Raw genomic sequence first — 26,640 nt, 5'->3', positions numbered from 1 at the left:
ATGGTTACCCGTTGGAGCCTTGTTCACAAAGCGAAGAGGTTCCCAAACCACTTTGGGTATTCGCCTTGCCAGCAAGGCTCCAACGGTGGGTGCTGCCCGTTCTTCTTTCGGAGAGCCCGTTACTGTAGCGCCGGGTCTTTCGGCATCACCATGCCCGTGCCCTGCAGCGGGTCACAGTTCTTCAGCACCACCTTGCCTTCGAGCATGTTGCCCCGGGAATATTCCTGGAAGATGCACTCGTTGGTTTCCGGGTTGTAATTCTGGATCCACAGGTTGTCGCCTTTCCAGGTGGCACCGATGTGGTACTGCTCTTCGGGGACCTTGATGTTCATGGTGCCGCCAAAGCGTTTCACAAAAATCTGTTCCAGCCAGAAGTAGTAGGCCAGGGTTGCCACCAACCAGATTACGGCGGCAATAATCAGTGCGGGTTTCCATTTGCCCAGGCGAACGCCGATGCCGAACAGGGCACCGATGACAAGTACTGCAACGAGAAACCAGTAAAGGTAGGTAATCATGTTTTCTTCCTTGTTGTCTGAATCGTCTCTGGCATCATAGCAGCCAGTAAAAAGCGGGATGTAAAAACCATGCAAGAGTGGTGGGTGTATATGCTGCGCTGTGCGGACCGGACGCTCTATACCGGTATCAGCACCGAGCCGGCTCGACGCCTTTACGAGCACAACCACAGCCCGAAAGGTGCACGTTACACCCGTGCCCGCCGGCCGGTACAGCCGGTGCTGCTGGTGCCTGCGGGAGACCGGGCGTCGGCCTCGCGGCTGGAAGCTCGGCTCAAGCGGTTGACCCGTAGCGAAAAACAGCAGTTACTGGCGAACCTGCGCGATGACAAGCGCAAGGAACCGCTGTCATTCTGGATTGAAGGAGCAGAGAACCATGACACTTTGGCGTAGCCTTTTTCTGGTCATGCTGGCCGGCTGGCTCAGCGGCTGTGGCATCAACAACATTCCCACCTATGACGAACAGGTAAAGGCCGCCTGGTCGCAGGTGGAAAACCAGTATCAGCGCCGGGCCGACCTGATCCCGAATCTGGTCAATACCGTGAAGGGCTACGCCAGTCACGAGAGAGAGGTGCTGGTGGACGTGACCGAGGCGAGGGCCAAGGTGGGCTCCATCCAGGTGGATGGCAACATACTCAATAACCCGGAAAAACTGAAACAGTTCGAGCAGGCCCAGCGTCAGCTCGGCTCCGCCCTGCAACGGTTGATGGTGGTGGCGGAACGCTACCCGGACCTGAAGGCCAATCAGAACTTCCTGGCCCTGCAGTCGCAACTGGAAGGTACAGAAAATCGCATCAGCGTGGCGCGCCGTGATTACATCGCCGCCGTGCAGCAGTACAACACCGAAATCCGGACTTTCCCGGGGCGGCTGTGGCACAGCTTCCTGTACAGCGACATGGAAATCCGTGAAACCTACGAAGCCACCGCCCAAGAGGCGGATCAGGCGCCGGCCGTCAGCTTCGAATGATGCGCTTATTCACGCTGCTGATCCTGTTGTTGGCGTCGCCCTTGTGGGCGGCGCCGGAATTTCCCGAACTCACCGGCCGGGTGGTGGACAACGCCAACCTGATGACCGCCGCCCAGCGTCAGAGCCTGAGCCAGGCACTGGCCTCGGAGGAACAGAACACCTCCAACCAGGTGGTTGTGGTCACCCTGGCAGATCTGCAGGGCTATGAGATCGCTGATTACGGTTACCAGCTGGGTCGTCACTGGGGCATCGGTAGCAAGGAATCCGATAACGGGGTCCTGCTGATCGTCGCCCCCAATGATCGCAAGGTGCGTATCGAAGTGGGTTACGGCCTGGAGGGGGTGCTTACCGATGCCCTCTCCAGCGTCATCATCCAGCAGGAAATCCTGCCCGCCTTCCGCCAGGGCCAGTTCTACGGTGGCATCCAGGCCGGTGTCACCGCTATACAGGCAGCCATCAAGGGCGAATATCAAGGCGAGCGCCAACCCCGTGATAAACCCAGTGGGCTCAAGGCTCTGCTGATACTGATCGGCATGGTCGTGGTCACCTTCCTGCTGTCCTTTGGTGGCGGCGGGGGCCGGGGTGGCCGACGTGGCGGCATGTTTATGCCGGTGCCCATGGGCGGCTTTGGCGGCGGTGGTGGTTTCGGTGGCGGCGGCTTCGGCGGCGGCGGTGGTGGATTCGGAGGCGGTGGCGCTTCCGGTGGTTGGTAACGGGGAGATTGAGAATGTTGCTGGATAAGAATGCACAGGATGCCCTGGCCCAGGCCATCAACGCCCAGGAAAAACGCACGGATGCCGAGTTGGTCACCGTGCTGGCTCGCCAGGCGGATGACTATCGTTATGTGACCCTGCTGTGGGCCGCGCTGCTGTCCCTGCTGGTGCCGGTGGCGCTGTTATTCCTGCCGGTCTGGCTGACGCCCTTTGAAGCCTTGCTGCTGCAATGGGGCGTCCTGCTGGTGCTGGCGGTACTGTTCCGCCTCAAGCCGGTGCAGTTCCGGGTCGTGCCCCGTCGCCTGCAACGGATGCGTGCCGCCGGCCTGGCCCGGCAGGCGTTTCTGGAGCAGGGCCTGCATCGCACCCGTGGCGGCACCGGCCTGCTGATTTTCGTCAGCGAAGCGGAGCACTACGTGGAAATCCTGGCGGATCAGGGCATTGCTCGCCATGTGGACGACAGCGAGTGGCAGACCATTGTGGATGCCTTCATCGCCCGGGTGAAAGCCGGCCGGGTGGCGGAAGGCTTCCAGGAATGCGTGGCCGCCTGCGGTGACAAACTGGCCACCCACGTGCCCGCCACGGAGTCCAAAAACGAGCTGCCCAACCACTTGATCGTGCTCTGACCGATGAATGGTTAACTGCTTAATTTTATTGAGAAAAAGCCTGCCCTGTGCAGGCTTTTTTACTGTTAAATCAGGCAGTTGACGCACTTCGCATTTTCTTGAATATGAGCAAACAGGGTTATTGCACCCTGTAACGGCTTCCGGTAACAAGGTAAAGCAAACGTAAAATGCACGAATAAAAAATACCGATACACCCCGAGAAAAGGGTGGACGGTCGTCACCTCAAAGCAGGGTCGCCATGGGCCTTGATGTAGCTGCTTTGACACAGCGAGGAGAGAGACGATGAGACTGTTTCGCGAAAAGAGCGCTGCTGCCATCCCCCCGGTGTTGATCACCGAATCCAACGACGTGGAGCGCCTCAAAGCCATTGCCCGCAATACCGCCGCCTTCGATCTGGGTGTCCAGAAGGTGGAATGGGAAAACGACCTCCCCGATGATCACGGCTGCATGCGCCTGAAACTCAGCGGCGACTATTACTTCGTGATCCGTCCCTGAGAGTGCGGGGCGTCTTGCAATATACCGTGATGTGGGTAGCCGGCGTGGAGTCAACCGTTACAGGCGAAGAACGCGACGCCTGAGACGGCGCTCACCACTCTGGTATCCTTCCTGCCTCGTGATAAAGTCGTACCTGAATCAACAATGATCGCAGGGAGCGACACATGAAAACCCCTTTGCTTGCTACCACCGCCATCCTCGGCGCTATCACTCTTTCCACCCCGGTCTTTGCCTCTCACAGTGTCTATGGCGTGCTCAAAGGCGGCTGGACCGATCTGGATGACCGGGATATCCCCTCCGAAGTGGACACCACGGACACCACCGTCTCGCTGCTGGGTGGCGTCAGCTTTCCCCTGGCCCGCGATAGCTTCTCCGTTGGCGTAGAAGGCGGCGCGGTGTGGCTAGGTGACTACGGCGACGGCAATGAAGTCGATATTTCCGGCATCGAAGCCGCCGCCATCGGCAAGGCCCGCATCGCCACCGGCACCGATCTGTTCCTGCGCGCCGGCGCCCTGCGCTGGGACGCGGAATTCGACCACGGCAGCGACGAAGACGGCACCGACGGTTTCTGGGGTGTCGGCTTCAGCTATGGCCTCGATAACCTGAAATTCCGCGGCAGCGTGGACCGCTATTCACTGGATGACGCGGATGTGGAGGCGTATACGCTGGGGCTGGAGTATCGGTTTAACTGATTGGCCGGGATAAACCGAGCTTAATAAAATTATTGAGATTCAAATGGTGTGTATTTCTTCATTCCTGATGGGGAAGACAGGCTCTACTGGGGACGGTTTAAGGGAAAATATCGGTGGCAACACTCTTGAATGCATTGCTACAGCCGGAAGTTGTTGCCGGTGTGGTAGTAACTATCGCACTTGTTTTTATTGAGCCAGTAATTCGTAATGTTAGGGAGTTTCTGTGGGCGGTTTTAAGGACATCACCCAGCTTTGTTCGGAGTCAACTTAGAGCCAGTAAGTGCCGGCACCTAAGAAGGATTCGGAGGCTCCGGTGGAATAGCGATGATCTGTTATTCAAAGTAATCCGTGTGCACACGTATTTTGTCCTTTTCATTTTTTCCATCGGCTTCTACATCGTTTTAATGAGTATTGGCCCTCTGAAGGGGCTGAGTGAGTTGCCTCTGTCAGTCCAGTACCTCATTACCGCACCAATTTACATATTCGAAGTCGTTTGGTTGTTGCTGCATTACCACGTACGAGAGCTTATGGCGTCGCGGGCTAAGTTAGGGGGCAGGCTTAGGTAGGCTTGAAGCATGGATATTGTGTAAGATGGCCCATATGGAATTACTCATATATGAGTAAATTGACGCCTTTATGTTGATAATTACTCATATATAAGTAATTATCTGTCCATGGAAACTATTCCCCAGATAGGCCAAAACCTCCGCCTGGCGCGCCGCAAGTCATACCCCGATGACACCCTGGAGGACTTTGCCCTGCGCATTGGTGTGAGCAGGGCCACGCTGCAGCGGATGGAGAAGGGGGATCTCAGCGTGTCTTTGGGCAAATACGTCCAGGCGGCAGCGCTGCTGGGCCTGGATGCGCCTTTCCATACCTTGCTGAAGCCAAAGCAGAGTTTGTTCGATGATTAGGCAGCGCTATGACCTGTACCTGAATACCCGGCAGACCGGCATCGTCCATGCCGCTGACGTGGTGCTGGTGGAGGAATCCGGTTTCCTGACCCGGGTGGGCTTTCGATATCGGCCGGACTATCTGGGCGAGCCCTCGGCGTTCCCCATCGACCCGGTTCAACTTCCCCTGCAAAGCGCCCCCGTTGAATTCGAATGTCACAGGGGGGCAAGCCCTGCCTTTCTGGACGACTACCTGCCGGATAACTGGGGTCGCAAGATTCTGGTGCAGCTGGCGCTTTTCAGGGACAGGGAAAAACTCAATGCCTACAGCGTCATCGATACGCTGGCGATGCTGGGCAGCAGCCGCATTGGCGCCATATCACTGGTCAGACAGGGTGAGGCGCCGCACTTTGATTCGGGCTATGCCAGTGACCAACTGGGCGCTGCGGAGCAGGCGGCTCAGCAGATCGATCAGATAGACCTGGGTGGTGTTGATCTTGATGAAATGAGCCTGCTTTACTTGGCCAATGCAGGAACCGGCGTGGGCGGCGCCCGCCCGAAAGCCCTGTTGTTTGATGACAGTGGGCAGTACCTGGCCAAATTCAATCGCGTCACCCATGACAGCTATAACAATGCCCGGGTAGAGCTGGCTTGCTTGAAGATGGCCCGTGCGGCGGGCATCCGGATGCATGACGGCAAGATCATTGAAGGGATCAACGGCCGTGAAGTGTTGTTGCTGGACCGTTTTGATATTGATGGCCCGGCGAGAAAGCACCTTATCACCGTCAATGGGCTTCTCAAGGAACCTGCCTCCCAGATGGACCTGGGCCAAGCCTTCCGTTACGACCATGTCAGCGACCTGATCAAGAAATATTCCTGTCAGGTAGAAGAGGACTTGATACAGCTACTCAAACTCATGCTCTTCAATCGCGCCATCAACAATACCGATGATCACGAGCGCAACTTCAGCCTGATGCACAGCGAGCAAGGCTATCACCTGGCACCGGCCTATGATCTGGTGCCGAGCCTGACCACCAACATGCACCATGCCGCCAGCTACCAGTATCAGGCTTACCCGCCAACACCTACCGAGGCGCTAAACGAGGGGAGAATTTTTAAATTACCCCGTGGCAAGGTGGAGAAGGCAGCGCGGGAGGTGATTGGTGCAGTTGAGCTGTGGGTGGAGTTTGCCGCAGATGTTGGGGTTGCTGATGAGGATATTGAGAAGGTATCCCGAGTGATCAAGGTCTAGGCTTGGGAAGTAGATGATTAATGGGTGCGACTTGCCGTTGATGACCGTTGTGCCATAAACCAGTATCCGAGATGTTAAATACAACTCTATAGGCGTTGCATGTCTCTAGTTATAGACACCACAGACTATGTTGGAAAATATCAAGAAGCGCATCTCAAAGACGTAACGTCTTCTCGAACATCGCGACTCAGATTCATTCTTTTCTTTATATCTGGGGTTATTGTAATTTCGAATAGCTTCAAGATTTACCCGGATTCACTCCCTCTTCTCAATATGCCCATGGAACCTGAGCAAGATTTTATATTTATTGGGGTCCTGGGGCTTTGTAACGTATATACGCTATTTTCTTACTGTATTTCGTATTTCAATGATTATCTTCGATGGAGGCTCTCTAAGTCGGTTGCTAGATATGAAATCTCAAGATCTGAATTGACTCGGCTCTCTAGTAAGTGTGATTCCCTGATAAGCACCTTTTCTCGTGATATGGATTCTTATGGTGTCCATGACCATGAATTGGTGGAAGTAGAGCGCTGGAAAAACGCAATACTCTCTGAAAAGCCCCAGCGTGCCTTCATCACTATCCAAGGAAAATTTCTCGGCTTTGTTCATTTAATTCGATTTACCGTGCTTGAACTCATTGCCCCTGTGATTGTTGCTCTTCTGGCAGTGTTCTCAAGCATAGATGAGTCGGTAGGTGTTTTAGCGGGAGTTCTAGCTTTCTGATTCTCAGATAAATGTGGTCACTATATGGCGATCAGTAGGCAACCACAAAAAAAGGGTTAGAGATGGCTCTCTAACCCTTTTTTCTTTATCTGGTAGCAAGGGGCGGACTTGAACCGCCGACCCCAGCATTATGAGTGCTGTGCTCTAACCAGCTGAGCTACCTTGCCATTTGAGGCCGCGAATTTTCCGCGAGGGAGGGGTGGGTGTCAAGCGCTGGGTGCCTGTGTGGACAATGTTTGATCAGTTGTTGGCAGGGGGAGGGAATTTCTGCCATAGTTGCAGGTCAAATGAAAATGATTCTTAATTGTAAGCCATTAATACTTGACCAAAACGCTCAGGATTACTACGCTTCACGTCAAATACACGCAATAAGGGTGTGGATATGCGCTTGACTACAAAAGGTCGCTACGCGGTGACGGCGATGCTGGATCTGGCATTGCATGCGGCCACGGGCCCGGTATCGCTGGCGGATATTTCCGATCGCCAGGGCATATCCATTTCCTATCTGGAGCAGTTGTTCGCCAAGTTGCGTCGTAGTGGCCTGGTGAACAGCGTGCGTGGGCCGGGCGGGGGCTATCAGCTCAGCCGGCCCAGCGAGGATATTGATGTGGCTGCAGTGATTGCGGCGGTGGATGAATCCGTGGATGCCACTCGCTGTGGCGGTCACGGGGATTGCCAGGAGGGCGACACCTGCCTGACCCATCACCTGTGGTGCGATCTTTCCGACCAGATTCAGGCGTTCCTCAGTGGCATTTCCCTGGGGGAGCTGGTAGCTCGCCAGGAAGTGAAGCAGGTGGCCCAGCGTCAGGACCGTCAGCACCAGCGCCTGCCCGTCAGTAGCCTGTAAGCGATTTCTACACCCTCACCGTTATCCCGTGGTGACGGCGGGTCTTTGCCCGGCCGCCACGCTGACGGTGTGGATTCAGGTATAATTTCGTCTCCGTTGCTTCGCCAACTCCCAATCGTTACAAGCCAAGTCGCCATGAGCCAAGCTGTCTATCTCGACTATGCGGCAACGACCCCGGTAGACCCGGCGGTGGTTGATGTGATGGTCCGTCATCTCGGTCCTGAAGGGACCTTTGCCAACCCGGCCTCCCGCAGCCACTTGTATGGCTGGCTGGCGGAGGAAGCGGTGGAATCTGCCCGCCGTCAGGTGGCGGACCTGCTGCAGGCGGACCCGCGGGAGATCGTCTGGACCAGCGGTGCCACCGAGGCCAACAATCTGGCCATCAAGGGCGTGATCGAAGCCCGAGGGGGTGGCCATGTGATTACCAGTGCCACGGAACACAAGGCGGTGCTGGATGCCTGTGGCTGGCTGGAAAAGCAGGGCCACCCGGTGACCTACCTGAAACCGGCTGCGGATGGTCGTATTGATCCGCAGAGTGTGGCCGAGGCGTTCCGTGAGGACACCGTGCTGGTGAGTGTCATGCACGCCAATAACGAGACCGGGGTGATCAACGATATCGCCGCTATCGGCGCCCTGTGCCGCGAAAACGGCGTGTTGTTCCATACCGATGCGGCCCAGAGTGTGGGTAAGCTGGATCTGGATGTGCAGGCCCTGCAGGTGGATCTGTTGTCCGTGTGTGCCCACAAGATTTATGGGCCCAAAGGGATTGGTGCCCTCTATGTGCGCCGTGCACCGGATGTGAAGGTGGCCGCCCAGATTCATGGCGGTGGCCATGAGCGGGGCATGCGCTCCGGCACCCTGGCCACCCATCAAATCGTCGGTATGGGCGAAGCGGTTGCCCTGGCAGCCCGTTTGCGGGACGAGGAAGGTCCCCGTATTGCCGGGCTGCGTGATCGTTTGTGGCAGGGCATCAGCCAGCTGGACGGGGTGAGCCTTAATGGTGAGGGGGCGCCGCGCTTGCCGGGGCACCTCAATGTGGCCTTTGCCGATGTGGATGGCGAAATGCTGCTTACCGCCATGAATCAGGCAGCGGTGTCTTCCGGTTCCGCCTGCACGTCCGCGTCCCTGGAGCCGTCCTATGTGCTCAAGGCCATGGGCGTGCCGGATACACTGGCCCACGGCTCCATTCGCTTCTCCGTGGGGCGCTTTACCTCGGAGGCGGATATCGACCGGGTGATCGACAATGTGGCCCAGGTGATCCCGCGATTGAGAAAGGTGGCGGGTTAATCCTAACCGGCGGCGGGTTTTATCCCCCGAGCGGTTTTCTGCACGGTAGTACCTCCCTGCTATGGTGAATACACACCTGAATGGGAGGGGGTTCTATGCACGGCGTCATTATTTCCAACCTGAAAAAATACGTGGAAGAAAAACTGGGCGAGGACGCCTGGGATAGTCTGCGCGACAAGGCCGGGCTGACCGGCAAGGCCTTTATTCCTATCAGCATGTACCCGGACAGCGATCTGGATGATCTGTTGGCGGCGGCGGTGGAAATCACCGGGCAAGGCCGTGATGACATTCTCAAGGATTTCGGTGCCTGGGTGATCCCGCCATTGATGAAAATGTACCGTTCCTTTATCCCCGAGGATTGGGATGCGGTGACCTTTCTGAAAAATATCGAAGAGCGGATTCACGAGCGGGTGGTGCGCATGAAAGATGCCAGTGCCAAGCCGCCCCATATCAACGTGTCAGAAATTTCCCCGGGTCTGCTGGAGGTGGAGTATCAATCCCATCGGGATATGAGCTATCTGGCGCTGGGATGTGTGTACGGTGTGGCCGATTATTATGGCCAGAAGGCCACGCTGATGGAGGAGAAGCGGGTGGTGGGTACCCACAGGACCTTCATCATGCGGATCTCTGCCGGGGAGCAGGCCCAGCGGGATGCGGTCTGAACGGCGCTGAAGCTAAAGGCAGCGTTAACCCATTATCCGTTGGCGCTTTGCTCGCAAGGCGAAGGGCAGACCGCTGGCACCGTGCCAGACCAACCCCCTTCGCGTTGCGGGCAACGCGCCAGCGGTCCTTTCATGCCTCGCCCTGATGCGTTCCCGTCAGGGGATGAATCGCGCAAAAACCGAAAAATGTGACCGCCTATGTCACCCGGCGTCGAGTCGCCTGTTGATCCCGGCGCCAGTGGTGGCGCTAGTGGTGGCGCCGGTCGGTTGGACGGTCGTGCCGGCGGCACAGCTCTTGCTGTGTTAACGGAAGAGCCGGCTCGGGAGCAATGACATGCATGGCGTGATCGTGACCAATTTCAAGCGGTATCTGGATGAATTCATCGGCATCGAAGCCTGGAAGGAGGTGGTCTCCACCGCCGGGTTGCAGGGCAAGACCTACCTGCCGGTGGCACTGTATCCGGATGCGGAAATGGAGGCGCTGCTGCGGGCGGCGGAATCTGCCACCGGCCTGCGCCGGGATGATCTGCTGGCGGATTTCGGCGAGTGGGTGATCGGGCCGCTGATTGACATGTACCAGGCCATGATTCCTGCGGGCTGGGACGCCATGACCTTCCTGCTCAACATGCAGCAAATCCACGAGCGGATTCTGCAACTCAAGGACCCGGCGGCGACGGCGCCGAAGATCCAGGTGCACAAGCGCGGCGACGATACCCTGGAGATCCACTACCTCTCCCAGCGCAATATGGCGGCGATGATTCATGGCTCGGTGAAGGGGGTGGCCGCTTATTTCAATGAAACGGCCAGCTTGCTCGGTTCGGAGGCGGGAGAGGGCGGCGAACAGCGGTTTGTATTCCACATTCAGCCAAACAAGACCCAGGCCCGGGAAGCGGTATAGCGTCTGGGTCGCAGGGCCCCGTAGCGGGTCAGGCTGTCAGGGACTGGGCCTGTTGTTTGATCTTGCCGACCATGGCACGCAGGCCGTTGCCGCGGGTGGGGCTCAGGTGGTTGAGCAGATCAATGCGGTCGAAGAAGGCGTCCATGTCGTAATCGTGAATCGCCTGGGGGGATTGGCGGTTCAGGGCGGACAGCACGATGGCAGCCAGGCCCTTGACGATCAGGGCGTCGGAATCCACCGCCAGATAAAGGGTGTCCGCGTCGCTGTCGTAATCGGTTTCCAGCCACACCTGGCTCTGGCAGCCGCGTACGAATCGGTCTTCGGTTTTCAGTTCATCAGGCAGCTCGGGCAGCTGCTTGCCCAGGTCGATGATGTAGCGATAGCGCTCTTCCCAGTCATCCAGGAATTCCAGGTCTTCACTGATGTCCTCGGCGGTAATGTCTTTGCCCAGGGTGATGCTGTGGATATCGAACACGTCGCTTGCACTCCAGAGATAGCTGCAAGCTACAAGCCCCAAGTCTCAAGCTAAACCCGGGGTTCCCCGTTGTAGCTTGAAGCTTGTGGCTTGCAGCTTTTAAAACATTCCCAGCTCGAGCTGAGCCTCTTCACTCATCATATCGCGGCTCCAGGGCGGGTCGAACACCAGGGCCACTTCCACCTTGTCCACGTTGGGCACCTTGCCCAGCCGGTCTTCCACATCGCCTACCAGTACCGGACCCATGCCGCAGTTGGGGGCGGTCAGAGTCATGCGCACCTGCACCACGTTCTGGTCATCGCGCCGGATCACATCACAGCCATAGACCAGGCCCAGCTCCTTGATGCTGACCGGAATTTCCGGGTCGAAGATGGTCTGCAGGGTGCTGTCCAGATCGTCCTGGCGCACGCTGCCGTCCTCGTTGGCGGGGGCGAAGTCCAGCTTCAGGGGTTCCTGGCCGATGGCGTCCGCGTCGGTGCCGTCGATGCGCGCCATATTGCCATTGATGGTCACCGTGTAGGTGCCACCCAGGGCCTGGCGCAGATTCACGAAGCTGTTCTTGGGGATGGTGATGCGGGTGCCGTCCGGCACCTTGCGGGCCGGCACGTCACGCTGAACGACGACGGTTCTCTGTTCTTGCGCCAATTCAGACCTCGTCCACGGTGAAGCTTTCGCCACAACCGCATTCGCCGGTGGCATTGGGGTTGCGGAACTTGAACAGGCTGTTGACGCCCTCGGTGACGTAATCAATGACCAGGCCATTGAGCATGGGCAGCCATTTCTCCGGCACGTAAAGGTTCACGCCGTCGATCTCGAACAGCTTGTCGCCGTCTGTGGGTTCTTCCACAAAGTCCAGGGTGTACATGAACCCGGAGCAGCCGGATTCGTCCAGATCCAGACGGATGCCGCTGGCACTGGCGCGCTGGATTTCCCGCAGGGCCTGTTTGTTGGCAGCCTCGGTCAGGTGAAGGGTGACCTGGCCGGGTTGGAATGTCTGAACTGTCATGAAATTACCTACCTTGCATTAGCGCATGGTTCGTAGGAGCGTCGCTGGCGGCGCGATGACTTGCGATCAGCGCTGGCTTATCGCGCCGCCAGCGACGCTCCTACGGAAAGGTTTTCCGTGTTGCGTGCCGCCTGTTGCGTCTGGCGTTATCAGAGAAAGGTCTTCACCTTCTCCAGCGCCTCGAACAGGCGATCCACCTCGTCAAGGGTATTATAAATCGAGAATGACGCCCTGACTGTGCCAGGAATGCCGAGCGTGTCCATCAGCGGCATGGTGCAGTGATGGCCGGTACGTACCGCCACCCCCTGTTTGTCCAGCAGCATGCCCACGTCCGCCGGGTGAGCGCCTTCCAGCAGGAAGGACAGCACACTGACCTTATTGGCGGCGGTACCGATGATTTTCAAGCCGTCGAAAGCCTCTGCCTGTTTGGTGGCGTTAACCAAAAGGGCGTCTTCATGGGCTTGCAGTGCCTCCCGGTCCTGCTGATTGAACCAGTCGATAGCGGCGGCCAGGCCGATAGCCCCGGCAATATTGGGGGTGCCGGCTTCGAATTTGTAGGGCAGCTGATTCCAGGTGCTCTTTTCGAAACTCACCGTTTCGATCATTTCGCCACCGGTCTGATAGGGCGGCATGGCTTCCAGCAATTCGCGGCGGCCGTACAGCACACCGATGCCGGTGGGCCCGAACAGCTTGTGGCCGGAGAAGGCGTAGAAATCCACGTCCAGGGCCTGCACATCCACCGGAAAGTGGCTGACTGCCTGGGCGCCGTCTATCACGGTAATCGCACCGGCCTCACGGGCCTTGGCGACCATCTCCTGCACCGGATTCAGGGTGCCCAGGGCATTGCTGGCATGGCCGATGGCCAGGATTCGGGTGCGCTCGCTGAGCAGCTGGTCAAAAGCCTCTATATCCAGGCTGCAATCCTCGCGCAGCGGGATCACTTTCAAGGTGGCGCCGGTGGCCAGGCAGGCCTGTTGCCATGGCACGATATTGGCGTGGTGTTCGCTGGTGCTGATCAGCACTTCGTCGCCGGGCTGCAGGCGCTCACGGCCGATGCAATGGGCGACGATGTTGATGGACTCGGTGGTGCCCTTGGTCCACAGGATCTCTTCGCGGCTGGCGTTCAGGAAGCGGGCCACGGTTTCCCGGGCACCCTCGAACTGGCCGGTGGCCAGATCACTGAGATGGTGGGCGCCCCGGTGCACATTGGAGTTTACCGTGCGGTAGTACTGCTCCAGCACATTCAGCACCGCGGCCGGTTTCTGGGTGGTGGCACCGTTATCCAGATACACCAGCGGCTTGCCGTTAACCTGTTGATCCAGGATCGGGAACTGCGCGCGAAGGGCTGCCACATCAAACGTCATTACGCGGCGTCTCCGGCCGGGTTGGCATGGGTCAGTTCTGCTTCCAGCCAGGGCTGGGCCCACTCGGTCACGGCCCCATGGGGCAGGGCCATCAGCAATTCGTTAACGAAGCCCAGGCTCAGCATGCGCTTGGCTTCGGCAGCGGGGATGCCGCGGGATTGCAGGTAGAACTGCTGACCGGCATCCAGCTGGCCGACGGTGGTGCCGTGGGCACACTTCACGTCGTCATTGTAGATTTCCAGCTCCGGCTTGGTGTTGATTTCGGCACCGGGGTTGAGCAACAGGTTCTTGTTGGACAGCTCCGCATTGGTACCGCTGGCGCCCGGGTGAATATGGATGCGGCCATTGAAGACCGCCTTGCCGCTTTCACCGGCCAGGCCCTTGAAGTTTTGATCGGACTGGCAATTGGGCACCGCGTGCTCCACGCACAGCTGGTTGTCCACGTGGCTCTTGTCGCGCACCACGAAGATGCCTTTCATATTCAGTTCGGCGCCGCTCTTGCTGACCAGGGCGCGCACGTCGTTGCGGCGCAGGCGGTTGCCGGTCATCAGCTGGTAGCTGTCCACCTTGCTGACGCCCTGCTGATCAATGATCAGGGTGCCGATGTGCAGGGTACTGGCCTGCTCACCCTGCAAGCGGTAGTGAGTGAGCTGGGCGTTGTCGGCGGTGATCAGGGCAGTGACCGCATTGGTCAGGGCCTGGCCTTCCGCGTGATAATGCTCAATGACGGTAGCTTCGGCGCCGCTGTTGAGTTTGACGATCACGCGGGGATTGCAGTGTGCCGGCGCGTCACTGGCACTCTGGATCTGCACGTGGATCGGCTGCTCGATACGGGTATTGGCGGCCACTTCCAGTACCACCGGCTGGCCGCAGACGGCGCCGTTATAGGTGGCAAAGGGGGTCTGCAGGCCGTTTACCGCGGGTGCGTCACGATGGAGATTGACGCCGGCGGGCAGGGTGCTGCCCTGCAGCTGGCCATTGTTGATGGTGACCACAAACTCGCTCAGTGCCGGCAGGGGCTGGCGGATCTCGCCATTGGCAACCGCGTTCAGGTGACCGTCGGCCAGGGCCTGCAACGAGGTGTACTTCCAGCGTTCGGTCTTGCGTTCCGGGAAGCTGGCAGCCTCCAGGTCGGTCAGCGCATCGCCGTCACTGCCGTGGCGGCGGGCGTTGGCCAGGGCCTGGGTTTTCAGGTCAATGGCGAGGTCGCTTGCAGAGAGTGTCATGCGGACTCCTCTTCTCCTGTGAGCCAGCCGTAGCCTTTCTTCTCCAGCTCCAGGGCCAGTTCCTTGCCACCGGATTTGATGATCTGGCCGTTGGACAGTACGTGCACAAAGTCCGGCACGATGTAGTCCAGCAGACGCTGATAGTGGGTGACCAGCACGATGCCGCGTTCCGGGCTGCGCAGGGAGTTGACGCCCTTGGCCACGGTTTGCAGGGCGTCGATGTCGAGCCCGGAATCGGTTTCGTCGAGCAACGCCAGTTTCGGCTCCATCAGCAGCATCTGCATGATTTCGTTGCGCTTCTTCTCACCGCCGGAGAAGCCTTCGTTGACGCCGCGTTTGAGGAAGCTGGCGTCCAGATTGACCTGTTTGCAGGCAGCGCGGGCCTGGCGGAGCAGGGTGACCGAGTCCCACTCTTCCTTGCCCTGGGCAGAGCGCACGGATTCCAGTGCGGCCTTGAGAAATTCCATGTTGGAGACGCCGGGGATTTCCACCGGGTACTGGAAGGCCAGGAACAGGCCCGCCTGGGCGCGCTCTTCCGGTTCCAGGTCCGCCAGGCTCTTGCCTTCAAACAGGGCTTCACCACCGGTGATTTCGTAGTTGTCACGGCCGGCCAGCACATTGGCCAGGGTGGATTTGCCGGAGCCATTGGGGCCCATGATGGCGTGGACTTCACCCGGGTTCACGGTCAGGTTGAGGCCCTTGAGAATCGGCTTGTCCGCTACGGTGGCGTGCAGATCACGAATTTCCAGCATGTTTTGATGCGCCTTTCGGTTGGGCTGGGTTACAGCCCCGGTTAATCAGGGTGTTGTAGGAGCCATGCGTGCATGGCGAAGGGGTCGCGATGGTTCGCCATGCGAGCATGGCTCCTACAATGTTGTTTTCAGGGCAGGGGCTTAGCCCACGGCCCCTTCCAGGCTCACTTCCAGCAACTTGCCCGCTTCCACGGCGAACTCCATGGGCAGTTCCTTGAATACCTCTTTACAGAAGCCGTTCACGATCATGGAGACCGCTTTTTCCGGGTCGATACCGCGCTGGCGGCACAGGAACATCTGGTCGTCACTCACCTTGGAGGTGGTGGCCTCGTGCTCAATGGTGGCCGAGGGGTTTTTCGACTCGATGTACGGGAAGGTGTGCGCGCCGCAGGTGTCGCCCAGCAACAGGGAGTCGCACTGGGTGAAGTTGCGGGCGTTTTCCGCCCGGGGGCTGATCCGCACCAGGCCGCGGTAGCTGTTGCTGCTGCGACCGGCGGAGATGCCCTTGGAAATAATGGTGCTCTTGGTGTTCTTGCCCAGGTGGATCATCTTGGTGCCGGTGTCCGCCTGCTGCATGTGGCGGGTCAGGGCCACGGAGTAGAATTCACCGATGCTGTTGTCGCCACGCAGGATCACGGAGGGGTACTTCCAGGTGATGGCGGAGCCGGTCTCTACCTGGGTCCAGCTGATCTTGCTGTTTTCGTGGGCCACGCCGCGCTTGGTGACGAAGTTGTAGATGCCACCCTTGCCGTTTTCGTCGCCCGGGTACCAGTTCTGCACCGTGGAGTACTTGATCTCCGCGCCGGGCAGGGCCACCAGCTCCACCACGGCCGCGTGCAGCTGGTTTTCGTCCCGCTGGGGCGCGGTGCAGCCTTCCAGGTAGCTTACATAGCTGCCTTCGTCGGCGATGATCAGGGTGCGCTCGAACTGGCCGGTGTTGGCCTCGTTGATACGGAAGTAGGTGGACAGCTCCATGGGGCAACGCACGCCCTTGGGGATGTAGACGAAGGAGCCATCGGAAAACACGGCGCTGTTCAGGGCGGCATAGAAGTTATCGCCCTGGGGCACCACGGAACCCAGGTATTTCTGGATCAGTTCCGGATGGTTCTGGATGGCCTCGGAAATGGAGCAGAAGATCACGCCCGCTTCCCACAGCTTCTCTTTGAAGGTGGTGAATACGGAGGAGGAGTCGAACACCACATCCACGGCAACGCCGGCGAGCATTTCCTGCTCGTGCAGGGGAATGCCCAGTTTTTCATAGGTGGCCAGCAGTTCCGGGTCCACTTCGTCCAGACTCTTCGGGGCGTCATCCAGGCTCTTGGGCTTGGAATAGTAGGACACCTTGTTGAAGTCGATAGGGTCGTGGTGCAGATGGGCCCAGCCCGGGGAGGGCATTTCCTGCCACTTGCGGTAGCTGTCCAGGCGCCATTCGAGCATCCATTCCGGCTCTTCCTTCTTGGCGGACAGGAAACGGATGACTTCCTCGCTCAGCCCCGGGGGCAGGGTTTCGGTGTCCACCGTGGTGGTGAAACCGGCCTCGTAGTTGGAGCGGATCAGTTTGTCCAGTTCAGCTTGGCTCATAGGTCAGGGCCTGATGTTGAATACCAGAGTAATTTAGTCAGGTATTATACGCCATTCGTGAGCGCTGTCGACCACTGGCCGGGGAGAAACGGGCTTTCGGCCGGCTCCCGGTGGTGGCAGGGCGGCAGGCCCGTGGCGGGGGCGGCAACGGTATCATAATTCACCCTGCTTGCGTATAATCCGCCGGTTCCAAAGGGGTGGCAGTGGTCTTTGCGTCCGCAAGGTGCCGGATTGCCCCTTCTCTGCCTGGGGGAGCTTGTTTTGGGTTCCCGGGGACCATTTAACGTAAATTCTGGAGTGAACTGACTGATGGCTGTTGAGCGCACCCTCTCTATCATCAAGCCTGATGCCGTGGCCAAGAACGTAATTGGCGACATCGTATCCCGTTTCGAGAAGGCTGATCTGAAAGTGGTTGCCATGAAAATGGTACACCTGAGCGACGAACAGGCCGGTGGTTTCTACGCCGAGCACAAGGAACGCCCCTTCTTCAAGGATCTGGTGTCCTTCATGACCAGCGGTCCGGTGATCGTGCAGGTTCTGGAAGGCGAAGACGCCGTGACCAAGAACCGTGACCTGATGGGTGCTACCAACCCCAAGGATGCGGAAGCCGGAACCATCCGTGCCGATTTCGCTCAGACCATTGACGAGAACGCGGTACACGGCTCTGACTCCACCGAGTCTGCTGCCCGTGAAGTGGCTTACTTCTTCGCTGACGAAGAACTCTGCCCGCGCACCCGCTAAGATAGCGAGTGAGCACCTCCAGCCACGGCCTCTGGCCGTGGTTGGCGTTTAAAGGAAACCCGGTTTCCTACTGGAGAATGCAATGACAACCCAACAGAAGGTCAATCTGCTCGGTCTTTCCCGTCCGCAAATGGAAGAATTCTTCCTGGCGATGGGCGAGAAGAAGTTTCGTGCCCAGCAGGTACTCAAATGGATCCACCACCATCAGGCGGATTCCTTCGAGCAAATGACCGATGTGGGCAAGGCATTGCGCCAGAAACTGTCCGAGGTGGCGGAAATCCGTGGCCCGGAGGTCGCCCATGAGAGCATCAGCCGCGATGGCACCCGCAAATGGGTGTTCGAACTGAGCGGTGGTGGTTCTGTTGAGACCGTTTTTATTCCTGATGGTCGCCGTGGCACCTTGTGTGTGTCGTCCCAGGTGGGCTGTGCCGTGGACTGCAGCTTCTGCTCCACGGGCAAGCAGGGTTTCCAACGCGATATGACCAGCGCCGAGATCATCGGCCAGGTATGGCAGGCCAGCCGTGCCTTCGGTCCCCGTCGCAATCTCGGCGAACACCCCATCACCAATGTGGTGATGATGGGCATGGGCGAGCCCATGCTCAATTATGACAATGTGCTTACCGCCATGCGCATCATGAAAGATGACCTGGGTTACGGTATCGGCAAGAAGCGCATTACCCTGTCCACCTCCGGCCATATTCCGAGGATGGACCAGCTCAGCCAGGATCTGGATGTGTCGCTGGCCGTCAGCCTGCATGCACCCAATGACGAGCTGCGCAACGAATTGGTGCCGCTGAATCGCAAGTACCCGCTGAAAGAATTGATGGCGGCCTGCAAGCGTTACAGCGACAACATCACCCACCGTCACAACACCATTACCATGGAATATGTGATGCTGCGTGATGTGAATGACAAACCGGAACACGCCCGTCAGCTGGTCAAGCTGCTTAACGGTATTCCGGTGAAGGTCAACCTGATCCCGTTCAATCCTTTTCCCCATGCCGGTTACGAACGGTCACGGAAAAGCGATATTCTGGAATTTCATAAGTACCTGAATGACAATGGATTGCTGACCACCGTAAGGACAACGCGCGGTGACGATATCGATGCCGCCTGTGGTCAGCTGGTGGGGCAGGTGCAAGATCGGACCCGGCGCAGTGAGCGCTGGAAGCAATCCATTTTTCATCGCTCCGAACAAACCGATAACAACACAGCGCAAGCGCAATGAGACGTTTTTTTCGGGTTTTTCCAGGTCTGCTGATCGCAGGCCTGTTGGCCACCGGGTGTGTCACGGTGGAATCGGGGCAACGGGAAGTCAATCTGGATGATGCGGTGAGCAGCCGCGTGGCGGCCGGGCTGCAGTACCTGCAGCAAGGCGATCCTGCCGAGGCCCGTCGTCATTTCTCCCGGGCTCTTGAGCATAAAGATGACAGCGCCGTGGCGCACAATGCCATGGCTCTGCTCTACAAATACGAGAATGACCCGGAGCGGGAAGAATTCCACTACAAAAAAGCTTTGCGGGCAGATCGTGATTACGCGCCGGCGCTGAACAACTACGGCACCATGCTGTACAGCCGGGGCGCTTATCAGGAAGCGCTGGAAAAGTTCAAGCGCGCCGCGAACGACCCGTCCTACCAGGGCCGCGGCAGTGCCTGGTCGAATATAGGCCGCTGTTACCGCCAGCTCGGTAATGACGAGGCGGCACAAAAGGCGTTTGTGAAAGCCATTCGCCTCGACCCCCGGGCCGTGATGCCGAATCTGGAACTGGCGGAGCTGTATTTCCGGCAGGACCGTATGCGTCTGGGTTGGGATTATTACCAGCAGTATCTGCAGCGCAGTGGCCGCCAGAGTGCCCGGTCACTATGGCTGGGCATTCGCCTTGCCAGCGATCTGGGGTACGCGGATCAACAGTCCAGCTATGAGCTGGCACTGGAAAATATCTATCGTCGCTCAGCGGAATACCGCGAGTGGCAGAATTGGAAAGCCTCTCAGGAGAGCGGGAAATGAGCGATAACATGGTCGTGCTACCGGGTGAACGTTGTCGCAAAGCCCGTGAGGCACTGGGCTGGACCCCTGCCGAAGCGGCAAAGCGCATGCACCTTTCCCAGAGTTACCTGGTGGCTCTGGAGGCCGATGATTACGAGCGTCTGCCCGAAGCAACCTTCGTTAAAGGGTATCTGAAAAATTACGCCAAGCTGTTGGGACTGCCGGCGGATGAAATCGCCAATACCTTCCAGCAGATGGTGAACGATGATGCCTTCGACAAGCCGCTGGATCTGCCCAAGATGGCCCCGCCGCCGTCCGTGTGGCGCAAGCCGTTGTTGGCGGTGGTGGCGCTGTTGGTCGTGGTGGCGTTGTTGATCTGGCTGTGGCCGGAAGAGGAAGCGCTGGCGCCATTGTCCAACTCTGGCATGAATACACCGGAAGAGCGTGCGTCTGTTCCGGCCGATGAAGAGGTCGGCGGCGAAACTGGCCCTTTTTCCAGTGAGCAGGAGCCGGCCCCGGAGCAGGGCGCCGGTGACCCGCTCGCCCCTCAATCCCTTGACGATACCGCCAACGACGACCAGCCTGAAGAGACCGGGGCTGCGGTAGACGGCGAAGGCGTAGAGAGTGCAGACAGTGCGGACCGAGTCGAAAGCAGCGACGAACCGGCCCCGAGCATGCTGGCCGAAAACGGCCTGGACCGCCTGTTGATGGCTTTCTCCGGCAACTGCTGGATCAGCGTCAAGGACGCCACCGGCCGCACCCTTCGCCAGGGTGAGCAGCAGGGCGGCACCTCTTTGCAGCTGGATGGCAAAGGGCCGTTCAGCCTGACCCTGGGTGATGCCGGTGCCGTTGATGAATTGATCCTCAACGGTGAGGTTGTCACCTTACCGACGAATTCCCCCGGTACAGTTGTGCGAGTCTCCATTCCCTGATTCGCGAGGGCAGAAACACCATGGAACCGGAAGTCAAAATCCAGCGCCGCAAGACCCGTCAGATCTTTGTTGGCAATGTCCCGGTGGGCGGCGATGCCCCCATCTCCGTGCAAAGCATGACCAACACTGAAACCTGCGATGTGGACGCCACGGTTGGCCAAATCCGCCGCTTGCAGGATGCCGGTGTGGATATCGTGCGGGTATCGGTGCCCAGCATGGAGGCTGCCGAGGCGTTCGGAAAGATTCGCCAGCAGGTGGATGTGCCGCTGGTGGCGGATATTCACTACGACTACAAGATTGCTCTGGCCGTGGCAGAACGGGGCGTGGATTGCCTGCGTATCAATCCGGGCAACATCGGGCGCGAGGACCGCATCAAGGCAGTGATTCAGTGCGCCAAGGACAAGGGATTGCCGATCCGTATCGGCGTCAACGCCGGCTCCCTGGAAAAGGAGTTGCAACGTAAATACGGCGAGCCCACGTCCGATGCCCTGGTGGAATCCGCCATGCGCCATGCGGACATTCTCGACCGCTATGATTTTCAGGACTTCAAGGTCAGTGTGAAGGCCTCCAATGTCTTCATGACCCTGCAGGCCTACCGCAAGTTGTCTGCCCAGCTGGAGCAGCCCCTGCACCTGGGTGTCACCGAAGCGGGGACCTTCCGTTCCGGCACGGTGAAATCCGCCGTGGCGCTGGGCGCACTGCTCATGGAAGGGATCGGCGATACCATCCGCATTTCCCTGGCCGCCGACCCGGTGGAAGAAGTGCGGGTCGGTTTTGATATTCTGAAAAGTCTGAACCTGCGCAAGAAAGGCGTGAATATCATCGCCTGCCCCAGCTGTTCCCGGCAGAACTTCGACGTGATCAAGACCGTCAACGAGCTGGAAGCCCGCCTGGAGGACATCAATGAGTCCGTGGATCTGGCTGTCATTGGCTGCCTGGTGAATGGCCCCGGCGAAGCCCGGGAAGCGGATGTGGGCCTCACCGGCGGCACGCCCAACAACCTGTCCTATGAAGACGGAAAGAAAAGCCACCATGTGACCGCGGAGAATCTGGTCGATGAACTGGAGCGCATGGTGCGGGCCAAGGTGAAGAAACAGCGCGAAGACGAAGCCAAAGGCATTATTGCCAGAAGCGAATAACAAGTCGGACGTCGCGAGTCGGACGTCCGACTTTTTTACCAAGGACATTCAGTGAGCAAGAAGATTACCTCCATCCGCGGGATGAACGACATCCTGCCGGAACAGACCGGTCTTTGGCAGTGGCTGGAAGACAGGGTGCGCGGCGTGCTGGCCAGCTACGGCTACCAGGAAATCCGCATGCCGGTGGTCGAGCAGACCGACCTGTTCAAGCGCAGCATCGGTGAAGTCACCGATATCGTCGAAAAAGAGATGTACACCTTCGAGGACCGCAACGGCGACAGCCTGACCCTGCGCCCGGAAGGAACCGCCAGCTGCGTGCGTGCCTGCGAGCAGCATGGTCTGTTGTATAACCAGACCCAGCGCCTCTGGTATACCGGCCCCATGTTCCGCCACGAGCGCCCCCAGGCTGGCCGCTACCGCCAGTTTCACCAGATCGGTGTGGAAGTGTTCGGCATTGGCGGCCCGGATATCGATGCCGAAGTGATCCTGCTCACCGCCCGACTCTGGAAAGCCCTGGGCCTGGCAGACAAGGTCACCCTGGAGCTCAATTCCCTGGGCGACAGTGAAGACCGTGCCCGCTATCGCGATGCCCTGGTGGAATACCTGAAGACCCATTTCGACCGTCTGGATGAAGACTCCCAGAAGCGTCTGGAGCGCAGCCCCCTGCGCGTACTGGACAGCAAGGACCCGGGTACCCGCGAAGTGCTCCAGGATGCGCCGCAGCTGGCGGAATACCTCAACGCCGATGCCCGCGAGCACTTTGACGGCCTGAAAGCCTTGCTGGATGCCAACGGCATTGCTTATAAAGTGAACCCCTATCTGGTGCGCGGTCTGGATTATTACGGCAAGACCGTGTTCGAGTGGACCACCGATGCGCTGGGCGCCCAGGGCACCGTGTGTGCCGGCGGCCGTTACGATGGTCTGGTGGAACAACTGGGCGGCAAACCCACCCCCGGTGTAGGCTTTGCCATGGGCGTGGAACGGCTGATTCTGTTGATTGAGCAGGAAAAGCCGGAACTGTCTGCCCCTGTGGACGTCTATGTGATGGCCATGGGCGATGTGTTGGCACCGACCATGGCCCTGGCTGAACAGTTGCGCGATGCTTTGCCCGGTCGCGGCATCCAGCTGCATTGCGGCGGTGGAAGCTTCAAGAGCCAGATGAAAAAGGCGGACCGCAGCGGTGCTGCCGTCGCCCTGATCATGGGTGAAGATGAACTGGCCAGCGGTGTGGTCACGGTGAAGCCGTTACGCGGGCAGGCCGAACAGAAACAGGTCGCCCAGGGCGATGTCACCAACGCGCTGATATCATTTCTGGAATAAAACGATTTGCGGCAGGCGGCAAACGTCATGACGCGATCACACAGGAACAGCGACGGCGCTGATCGTGTCGCCGTGTGAAACGTGTTCCTCGCCGGCGTGAATGGCAATGCCGGGTAAACGCAATACCCAAGCGCCGGGAAGAATGCTTCCCGGCAATAAAAACGAAAGGAGAGCAGGGTGGTCGATTACATCCGCGACGAAGAAGAGCAGGTTGAACGCATCAAGGCCTGGTGGCAGGAAAACGGGACTGCGGCAGTCATCACCGTGGTGCTGGCGGTGGCGGCACTGATCGGCTGGCGCCAGTGGCAGGGCCACCAGGGTGAGCAGGCGGCCGAGGCTTCCACCGAATACCAGGTCATGCTGGAAGCCCTGTCTGCCAATCCCATGGACAAGGCGGTGATCAATGACAAGGCAGACCTGCTGATTGAGGATTTCGGCAGCAGTGCTTATGCGGATTATGCGCGTCTTGCCAAGGCCAGCCTGGCCGTACAGGACGGCGATTACGATACGGCGGTGAGTTTGCTCCAGCCAGTGGCGGATGACGGTGCCACCGATGCGCTGAGTTACACCGCCAGCCTGCGTCTGGCGCGGGTGTTTCTGCAACAGCAGGCCTGGGACAAGGCCGATGCCCAGCTTTCCGGGCGTTTCCCGGACGCCTTCAATGGCATGGCGCTGGAGCTGAGAGGGGATCTGGCCAAGGCTCAGGGCGAGGCAGAGCAGGCCCGTGATCTGTATGCGCAGGCCCTGGATGTCCTGCAGGACGGTGGTGAAAAAGACCGTGTGCAGATGAAACTGGACGACTTGAAAAGCGCTTCCTGATGAAATTTCTCTTCCCCATCGTGCTGGCCGGCCTGGTGCTGGCCGGCTGTAGCTCCAACCCCAATGCCATTGAACCCAATGACCTGCCGGACTTCGAGGCCACTTACAAGGTCAAGCGGCTCTGGAAAGAAGGTGTGGGTGACGGGGTGGAAGACAGCCAGCTGTCCCTGCGCCCGGCGGTGACCGAACAGCAGGTCTTTGCCGGCGATGTGTTCGGCAACGTCTATGCGGTCAGCCGTGACGAGGGCAAGCGCCAGTGGCGGGTGAAGACCGAAGACCGCATTGCCGGTGGTTTTTATGCCGGTTACGGCATGGTGCTTTACGGTACCCGTGAAGGCATGGCAGTGGCCCTGTCCATGGAAACCGGTGAGACCCTCTGGCGCACCCGGTTATCCGGTGAGGCCCTGGCCATCCCGACCAGCGATGGCAGCATTGCGGTTTTCCAGACCCAGGACGGCCATGTAAATGGCCTGGATGCCGAGACCGGGGAACAGATCTGGGACTATGAAACCCCTGTGCCGACCCTGACGTTACGCGGCCTGGCGCAGCCTACCCTGGACAACGGCAAAGTCTATGCCGGCTTCGCCAATGCCAAGCTGGCGGCGCTGGATCTGGAAAATGGCGTTCCCCTCTGGGAACAGCGTATTGCCGAGCCCACCGGGCGTTCCGAACTGGATCGTCTGGTGGATGTGGACGGTAACCTGATCGTGGAAGGCGGCGGTGTGTTCGCGGTGACCTTCCAGGGCAAGGTCGCCGTGGTCGACCAGGAAAACGGTCGTCCGTACTGGGACAAGGAAATGTCCAGCGCCCAGACCATCAGCACCCGCAATGGCAGCCTGTTCGTGGCAGACGACAAGGGCGTGGTGCGCGCAGTGGATATGCGCAGTGGCAGCGTTCTGTGGAAGCAAGACAAGCTCTATGGTCGCCGTCTTACCGGGACCTCTGTGCAAGGCAACCACCTGGCGGTTGGCGATTTCGAGGGCTACCTGCACTGGCTGGATGTGGATGACGGCAGCCTCGTCGCCCGCAAACGTCATGATCGTGATGGCTTTGCCGGCACCGCGGTCAGCTACGACGGTGTGCTCTACGTGCTCAGCTATGATGGCAAACTGGCCGCGTACCAACTGAAAGAACGTTAATCTTTACAGAGGGAGCGGCGCAGTGGCCGCTCCCTCTGTGCCTTCCCCTGTTTTCCTGATTTTCTTCTCTCCGCCTCTACCACCGAATTGCGTTACCATAGCGCCCAGACATCCTTGCAGAGACATCTATGAAACCGGTCATCGCCCTGGTGGGGCGGCCCAATGTGGGCAAATCCACCCTGTTCAACCGACTCACCCGAACCCGTGACGCCCTGGTAGCGGATTACCCGGGCCTGACCCGTGACCGCAAATACGGTGACGGCAGACTGGGGGACTACCTGTACACCGTGGTGGACACCGGCGGTATCGGCGAGAACGATGATGGCATTGATGCGCCCATGACAGAGCAGTCATTGATGGCGGTGGGAGAGGCGGACCTGGTGTTGTTCCTGGTGGATGGCCGGGCCGGTCTGACCGCCGCCGATGAGCAGATCGCCATGGAGCTGCGCAAGCTGCCCAAGCCCACCTATCTGGTGGTGAACAAGACCGATGGCATCGACCCGGATACGGCCATGGCCTATTTCTATACCCTCGGCCTCAATGAGGTGTTGCCCATCGCAGCTGCCCATGGCCGGGGTGTGCGCAGCATGATCGAAACCGTGCTGGCGGCCTTTCCGGACCTGGAGCCCTATTACGATGAACAGGGCGAACCGGTGGATACCAACGACGGCAGCATTCGTGTGGCCGTGCTGGGCCGGCCCAATGTGGGCAAGTCCACCCTGATCAACCGCATGCTGGGGGAAGAGCGTGTGGTGGTCTTCGATCACGCCGGCACCACCCGGGATTCCATCGAGATCCCCTTCGAGCGCATGGACAAGGCCTATACCCTGATCGATACCGCCGGGGTAAGGCGCCGTGGCAAGGTCGCCGAAATGGTGGAAAAGTTCTCCGTGATCAAGGCCCTGCAGGCGGTGGACGCGGCCCAGGTGGTGGTGCTGGTGATCGATGCCCGTGAAGGCATCACCGACCAGGATCTGCACCTGCTGGGTTATGTGCTCGATAGTGGCCGTGCCCTGATGATCGCCGTAAACAAATGGGATGGGCTGGATGCGGACCACAAGGAACGGGTGCGCGTGGAGCTGGGACGGCGCCTGGAATTCGCCCCCTGGGTAAAGATCAAGTTTATCTCCGCCCTGCACGGTACCGGGGTGGGCGATCTGTGGGGCATGATCGAAAAAGCCTGGGATTCCGCCTTTATCAAGGTGGGTACCAACGAGATGACGCGGATCATGGAAAGCATTACCGCCGGCCATCCGCCGCCGCGTAATGGCCGCTTCCGTGCCAAGCTTCGTTATGCGCATCTGGGCGGCAACAATCCGCCCACCATCATCCTGCACGGCAACCGTACCGAATCGTTGCCAATCAGCTACAAGCGTTTTCTGGAAAACCGTTTCCGGGAAGCCTTGAAACTGGACGGCACGCCCATCCGGCTGGAATTCAAATCCGGTTCCAATCCTTTTGAAGGGCGCAAGAACGTACTGACGGATCGCCAGGTGCACAAACGCAAGCGCATGATAAAGCGCTTCAAGAAGTAACCCCGCAGCACGGGGAAGGGGGTCGCATCAAACGTCGGGGATCGTGGGGCAAACATTG

At 59.0% G+C, this 26,640-nt stretch carries 30 protein-coding genes and 1 tRNA gene; 22 read left to right on the top strand and 9 right to left on the bottom strand.

Annotated elements, in window-relative coordinates; genetic code table 11:
* Positions 1-119: 119 nt before the first annotated feature.
* Entirely contained in the window at positions 120-515 is a 396-nt protein-coding gene (locus tag A3714_RS04780; protein ID WP_062817408.1) for a hypothetical protein, read from the bottom strand.
* Positions 516-584: 69 nt separating this feature from the next.
* On the opposite strand from A3714_RS04780, the gene A3714_RS04775 reads away from it, so the two are divergent.
* The 9 genes from A3714_RS04775 to A3714_RS17690 all read left to right on the top strand — a co-directional run bounded on the left by A3714_RS04775 (position 585) and on the right by A3714_RS17690 (position 6,873).
* Positions 585-905 carry a GIY-YIG nuclease family protein gene (locus A3714_RS04775; RefSeq protein WP_062817407.1) on the top strand — a complete coding sequence of 107 codons (321 nt, stop codon included), beginning with the start codon at positions 585-587 and terminating at the stop codon, positions 903-905.
* On the top strand, positions 889-1,479 hold the full coding sequence (locus tag A3714_RS04770; protein ID WP_062817406.1) for a LemA family protein: 591 nt from the start codon (positions 889-891) through the stop codon (positions 1,477-1,479). The genes A3714_RS04775 and A3714_RS04770 overlap by 17 nt, the downstream gene beginning before the upstream one ends.
* Entirely contained in the window at positions 1,476-2,192 is a 717-nt protein-coding gene (locus A3714_RS04765; RefSeq protein ID WP_231865978.1) for a YgcG family protein, read from the top strand. The genes A3714_RS04770 and A3714_RS04765 overlap by 4 nt, the downstream gene beginning before the upstream one ends.
* A 14-nt stretch (positions 2,193-2,206) precedes the next feature.
* On the top strand, positions 2,207-2,818 hold the full coding sequence (locus tag A3714_RS04760; protein WP_062817405.1) for a TPM domain-containing protein: 612 nt from the start codon (positions 2,207-2,209) through the stop codon (positions 2,816-2,818).
* A 282-nt stretch (positions 2,819-3,100) separates the two neighbouring features.
* Complete coding sequence (locus tag A3714_RS04755) at positions 3,101-3,313, top strand: hypothetical protein (protein WP_063508907.1); 213 nt, start codon at positions 3,101-3,103, stop codon at positions 3,311-3,313.
* Between the two features lie 164 nt (positions 3,314-3,477).
* Positions 3,478-4,005 (top strand): hypothetical protein, encoded by a 528-nt coding sequence (locus tag A3714_RS04750; RefSeq protein WP_063508908.1) that lies wholly within the window; start codon positions 3,478-3,480, stop codon positions 4,003-4,005.
* Between the two features lie 674 nt (positions 4,006-4,679).
* Positions 4,680-4,919, top strand: a complete 240-nt coding sequence (locus A3714_RS04740) for a helix-turn-helix domain-containing protein (RefSeq protein ID WP_063508910.1) — start codon at positions 4,680-4,682, stop codon at positions 4,917-4,919.
* Entirely contained in the window at positions 4,912-6,150 is a 1,239-nt protein-coding gene (locus tag A3714_RS04735; protein WP_063508911.1) for a type II toxin-antitoxin system HipA family toxin, read from the top strand. The genes A3714_RS04740 and A3714_RS04735 overlap by 8 nt, the downstream gene beginning before the upstream one ends.
* 99 nt (positions 6,151-6,249) lie before the next feature.
* Positions 6,250-6,873, top strand: a complete 624-nt coding sequence (locus A3714_RS17690; RefSeq protein ID WP_063526063.1) for a hypothetical protein — start codon at positions 6,250-6,252, stop codon at positions 6,871-6,873.
* 90 nt (positions 6,874-6,963) lie between these two features.
* Here the strand turns inward: A3714_RS17690 and A3714_RS04725 are convergent.
* Positions 6,964-7,040: transfer RNA gene (locus A3714_RS04725), tRNA-Met, on the bottom strand.
* Between the two features lie 215 nt (positions 7,041-7,255).
* Between A3714_RS04725 and iscR the strand changes: the two genes are divergently transcribed.
* The 4 genes from iscR to A3714_RS04705 all read left to right on the top strand — a co-directional run bounded on the left by iscR (position 7,256) and on the right by A3714_RS04705 (position 10,567).
* The gene (gene iscR, locus A3714_RS04720; protein ID WP_062817401.1) at positions 7,256-7,720 is read left to right on the top strand and encodes a Fe-S cluster assembly transcriptional regulator IscR; all 465 of its coding nucleotides are present in this window, start codon (positions 7,256-7,258) and stop codon (positions 7,718-7,720) included.
* A gap of 135 nt (positions 7,721-7,855) precedes the next feature.
* Entirely contained in the window at positions 7,856-9,007 is a 1,152-nt protein-coding gene (locus A3714_RS04715; RefSeq protein ID WP_063508913.1) for an IscS subfamily cysteine desulfurase, read from the top strand.
* 95 nt (positions 9,008-9,102) lie between these two features.
* Complete coding sequence (locus A3714_RS04710) at positions 9,103-9,669, top strand: heme NO-binding domain-containing protein (RefSeq protein WP_063508914.1); 567 nt, start codon at positions 9,103-9,105, stop codon at positions 9,667-9,669.
* Positions 9,670-10,003: 334 nt separating this feature from the next.
* Positions 10,004-10,567: a heme NO-binding domain-containing protein gene (locus A3714_RS04705; protein WP_063508915.1), complete on the top strand. Its 564-nt coding sequence runs from the start codon at positions 10,004-10,006 to the stop codon at positions 10,565-10,567.
* Between the two features lie 28 nt (positions 10,568-10,595).
* On the opposite strand, the gene A3714_RS04700 is transcribed toward A3714_RS04705, so the two are convergent.
* From A3714_RS04700 to sufB, 7 genes are all read right to left on the bottom strand, one after another.
* Entirely contained in the window at positions 10,596-11,042 is a 447-nt protein-coding gene (locus A3714_RS04700) for a SufE family protein (RefSeq protein WP_156478296.1), read from the bottom strand.
* 99 nt (positions 11,043-11,141) lie between these two features.
* Complete coding sequence (gene sufT / locus A3714_RS04695) at positions 11,142-11,687, bottom strand: putative Fe-S cluster assembly protein SufT (protein WP_062817396.1); 546 nt, start codon at positions 11,685-11,687, stop codon at positions 11,142-11,144.
* A gap of 1 nt (position 11,688) precedes the next feature.
* Positions 11,689-12,048 carry an iron-sulfur cluster assembly accessory protein gene (locus A3714_RS04690; protein ID WP_063508916.1) on the bottom strand — a complete coding sequence of 120 codons (360 nt, stop codon included), beginning with the start codon at positions 12,046-12,048 and terminating at the stop codon, positions 11,689-11,691.
* Positions 12,049-12,197: 149 nt separating this feature from the next.
* Positions 12,198-13,412 (bottom strand): aminotransferase class V-fold PLP-dependent enzyme, encoded by a 1,215-nt coding sequence (locus A3714_RS04685; protein WP_063508917.1) that lies wholly within the window; start codon positions 13,410-13,412, stop codon positions 12,198-12,200.
* A complete protein-coding gene (gene sufD, locus A3714_RS04680; RefSeq protein ID WP_063508918.1) occupies positions 13,412-14,638 on the bottom strand; it encodes a Fe-S cluster assembly protein SufD in 1,227 nt (408 codons plus the stop codon). The genes A3714_RS04685 and sufD overlap by 1 nt, the downstream gene beginning before the upstream one ends.
* Positions 14,635-15,390 (bottom strand): Fe-S cluster assembly ATPase SufC, encoded by a 756-nt coding sequence (gene sufC, locus A3714_RS04675; RefSeq protein ID WP_063508919.1) that lies wholly within the window; start codon positions 15,388-15,390, stop codon positions 14,635-14,637. The genes sufD and sufC overlap by 4 nt, the downstream gene beginning before the upstream one ends.
* Positions 15,391-15,531: 141 nt before the next feature.
* Positions 15,532-16,971 carry a Fe-S cluster assembly protein SufB gene (gene sufB / locus A3714_RS04670; protein WP_062817391.1) on the bottom strand — a complete coding sequence of 480 codons (1,440 nt, stop codon included), beginning with the start codon at positions 16,969-16,971 and terminating at the stop codon, positions 15,532-15,534.
* A 309-nt stretch (positions 16,972-17,280) separates the two neighbouring features.
* Between sufB and ndk the strand changes: the two genes are divergently transcribed.
* The 9 genes from ndk to der all read left to right on the top strand — a co-directional run bounded on the left by ndk (position 17,281) and on the right by der (position 26,582).
* A complete protein-coding gene (ndk, locus tag A3714_RS04665) occupies positions 17,281-17,712 on the top strand; it encodes a nucleoside-diphosphate kinase (RefSeq protein ID WP_062817390.1) in 432 nt (143 codons plus the stop codon).
* Positions 17,713-17,794: 82 nt separating this feature from the next.
* The gene (gene rlmN, locus A3714_RS04660; protein WP_062817389.1) at positions 17,795-18,940 is read left to right on the top strand and encodes a 23S rRNA (adenine(2503)-C(2))-methyltransferase RlmN; all 1,146 of its coding nucleotides are present in this window, start codon (positions 17,795-17,797) and stop codon (positions 18,938-18,940) included.
* The gene (gene pilW, locus A3714_RS04655; RefSeq protein WP_062817388.1) at positions 18,937-19,719 is read left to right on the top strand and encodes a type IV pilus biogenesis/stability protein PilW; all 783 of its coding nucleotides are present in this window, start codon (positions 18,937-18,939) and stop codon (positions 19,717-19,719) included. The genes rlmN and pilW overlap by 4 nt, the downstream gene beginning before the upstream one ends.
* Positions 19,716-20,630: a RodZ domain-containing protein gene (locus A3714_RS04650; protein ID WP_062817387.1), complete on the top strand. Its 915-nt coding sequence runs from the start codon at positions 19,716-19,718 to the stop codon at positions 20,628-20,630. The genes pilW and A3714_RS04650 overlap by 4 nt, the downstream gene beginning before the upstream one ends.
* Before the next feature lie 20 nt (positions 20,631-20,650).
* The gene (gene ispG, locus A3714_RS04645) at positions 20,651-21,769 is read left to right on the top strand and encodes a flavodoxin-dependent (E)-4-hydroxy-3-methylbut-2-enyl-diphosphate synthase (RefSeq protein WP_062817386.1); all 1,119 of its coding nucleotides are present in this window, start codon (positions 20,651-20,653) and stop codon (positions 21,767-21,769) included.
* 51 nt (positions 21,770-21,820) lie between these two features.
* Positions 21,821-23,089: a histidine--tRNA ligase gene (hisS, locus tag A3714_RS04640; RefSeq protein ID WP_082844742.1), complete on the top strand. Its 1,269-nt coding sequence runs from the start codon at positions 21,821-21,823 to the stop codon at positions 23,087-23,089.
* 177 nt (positions 23,090-23,266) lie between these two features.
* Positions 23,267-23,908: a tetratricopeptide repeat protein gene (locus A3714_RS04635; protein ID WP_062817385.1), complete on the top strand. Its 642-nt coding sequence runs from the start codon at positions 23,267-23,269 to the stop codon at positions 23,906-23,908.
* Positions 23,908-25,047 (top strand): outer membrane protein assembly factor BamB, encoded by a 1,140-nt coding sequence (gene bamB, locus A3714_RS04630; protein WP_062817384.1) that lies wholly within the window; start codon positions 23,908-23,910, stop codon positions 25,045-25,047. The genes A3714_RS04635 and bamB overlap by 1 nt, the downstream gene beginning before the upstream one ends.
* Before the next feature lie 128 nt (positions 25,048-25,175).
* Positions 25,176-26,582 carry a ribosome biogenesis GTPase Der gene (der, locus tag A3714_RS04625; RefSeq protein WP_063509321.1) on the top strand — a complete coding sequence of 469 codons (1,407 nt, stop codon included), beginning with the start codon at positions 25,176-25,178 and terminating at the stop codon, positions 26,580-26,582.
* Positions 26,583-26,640: the final 58 nt, after the last annotated feature.

The sequence above is a fragment of the Alcanivorax sp. HI0007 genome (assembly GCF_001635525.1).
In the GTDB taxonomy this organism is placed as follows: Bacteria; Pseudomonadota; Gammaproteobacteria; order Pseudomonadales; family Alcanivoracaceae; genus Alcanivorax.
The sequence above is the reverse complement of the archived record's forward strand: the minus strand, read 5'-3'. Positions and strand labels throughout refer to the sequence as shown.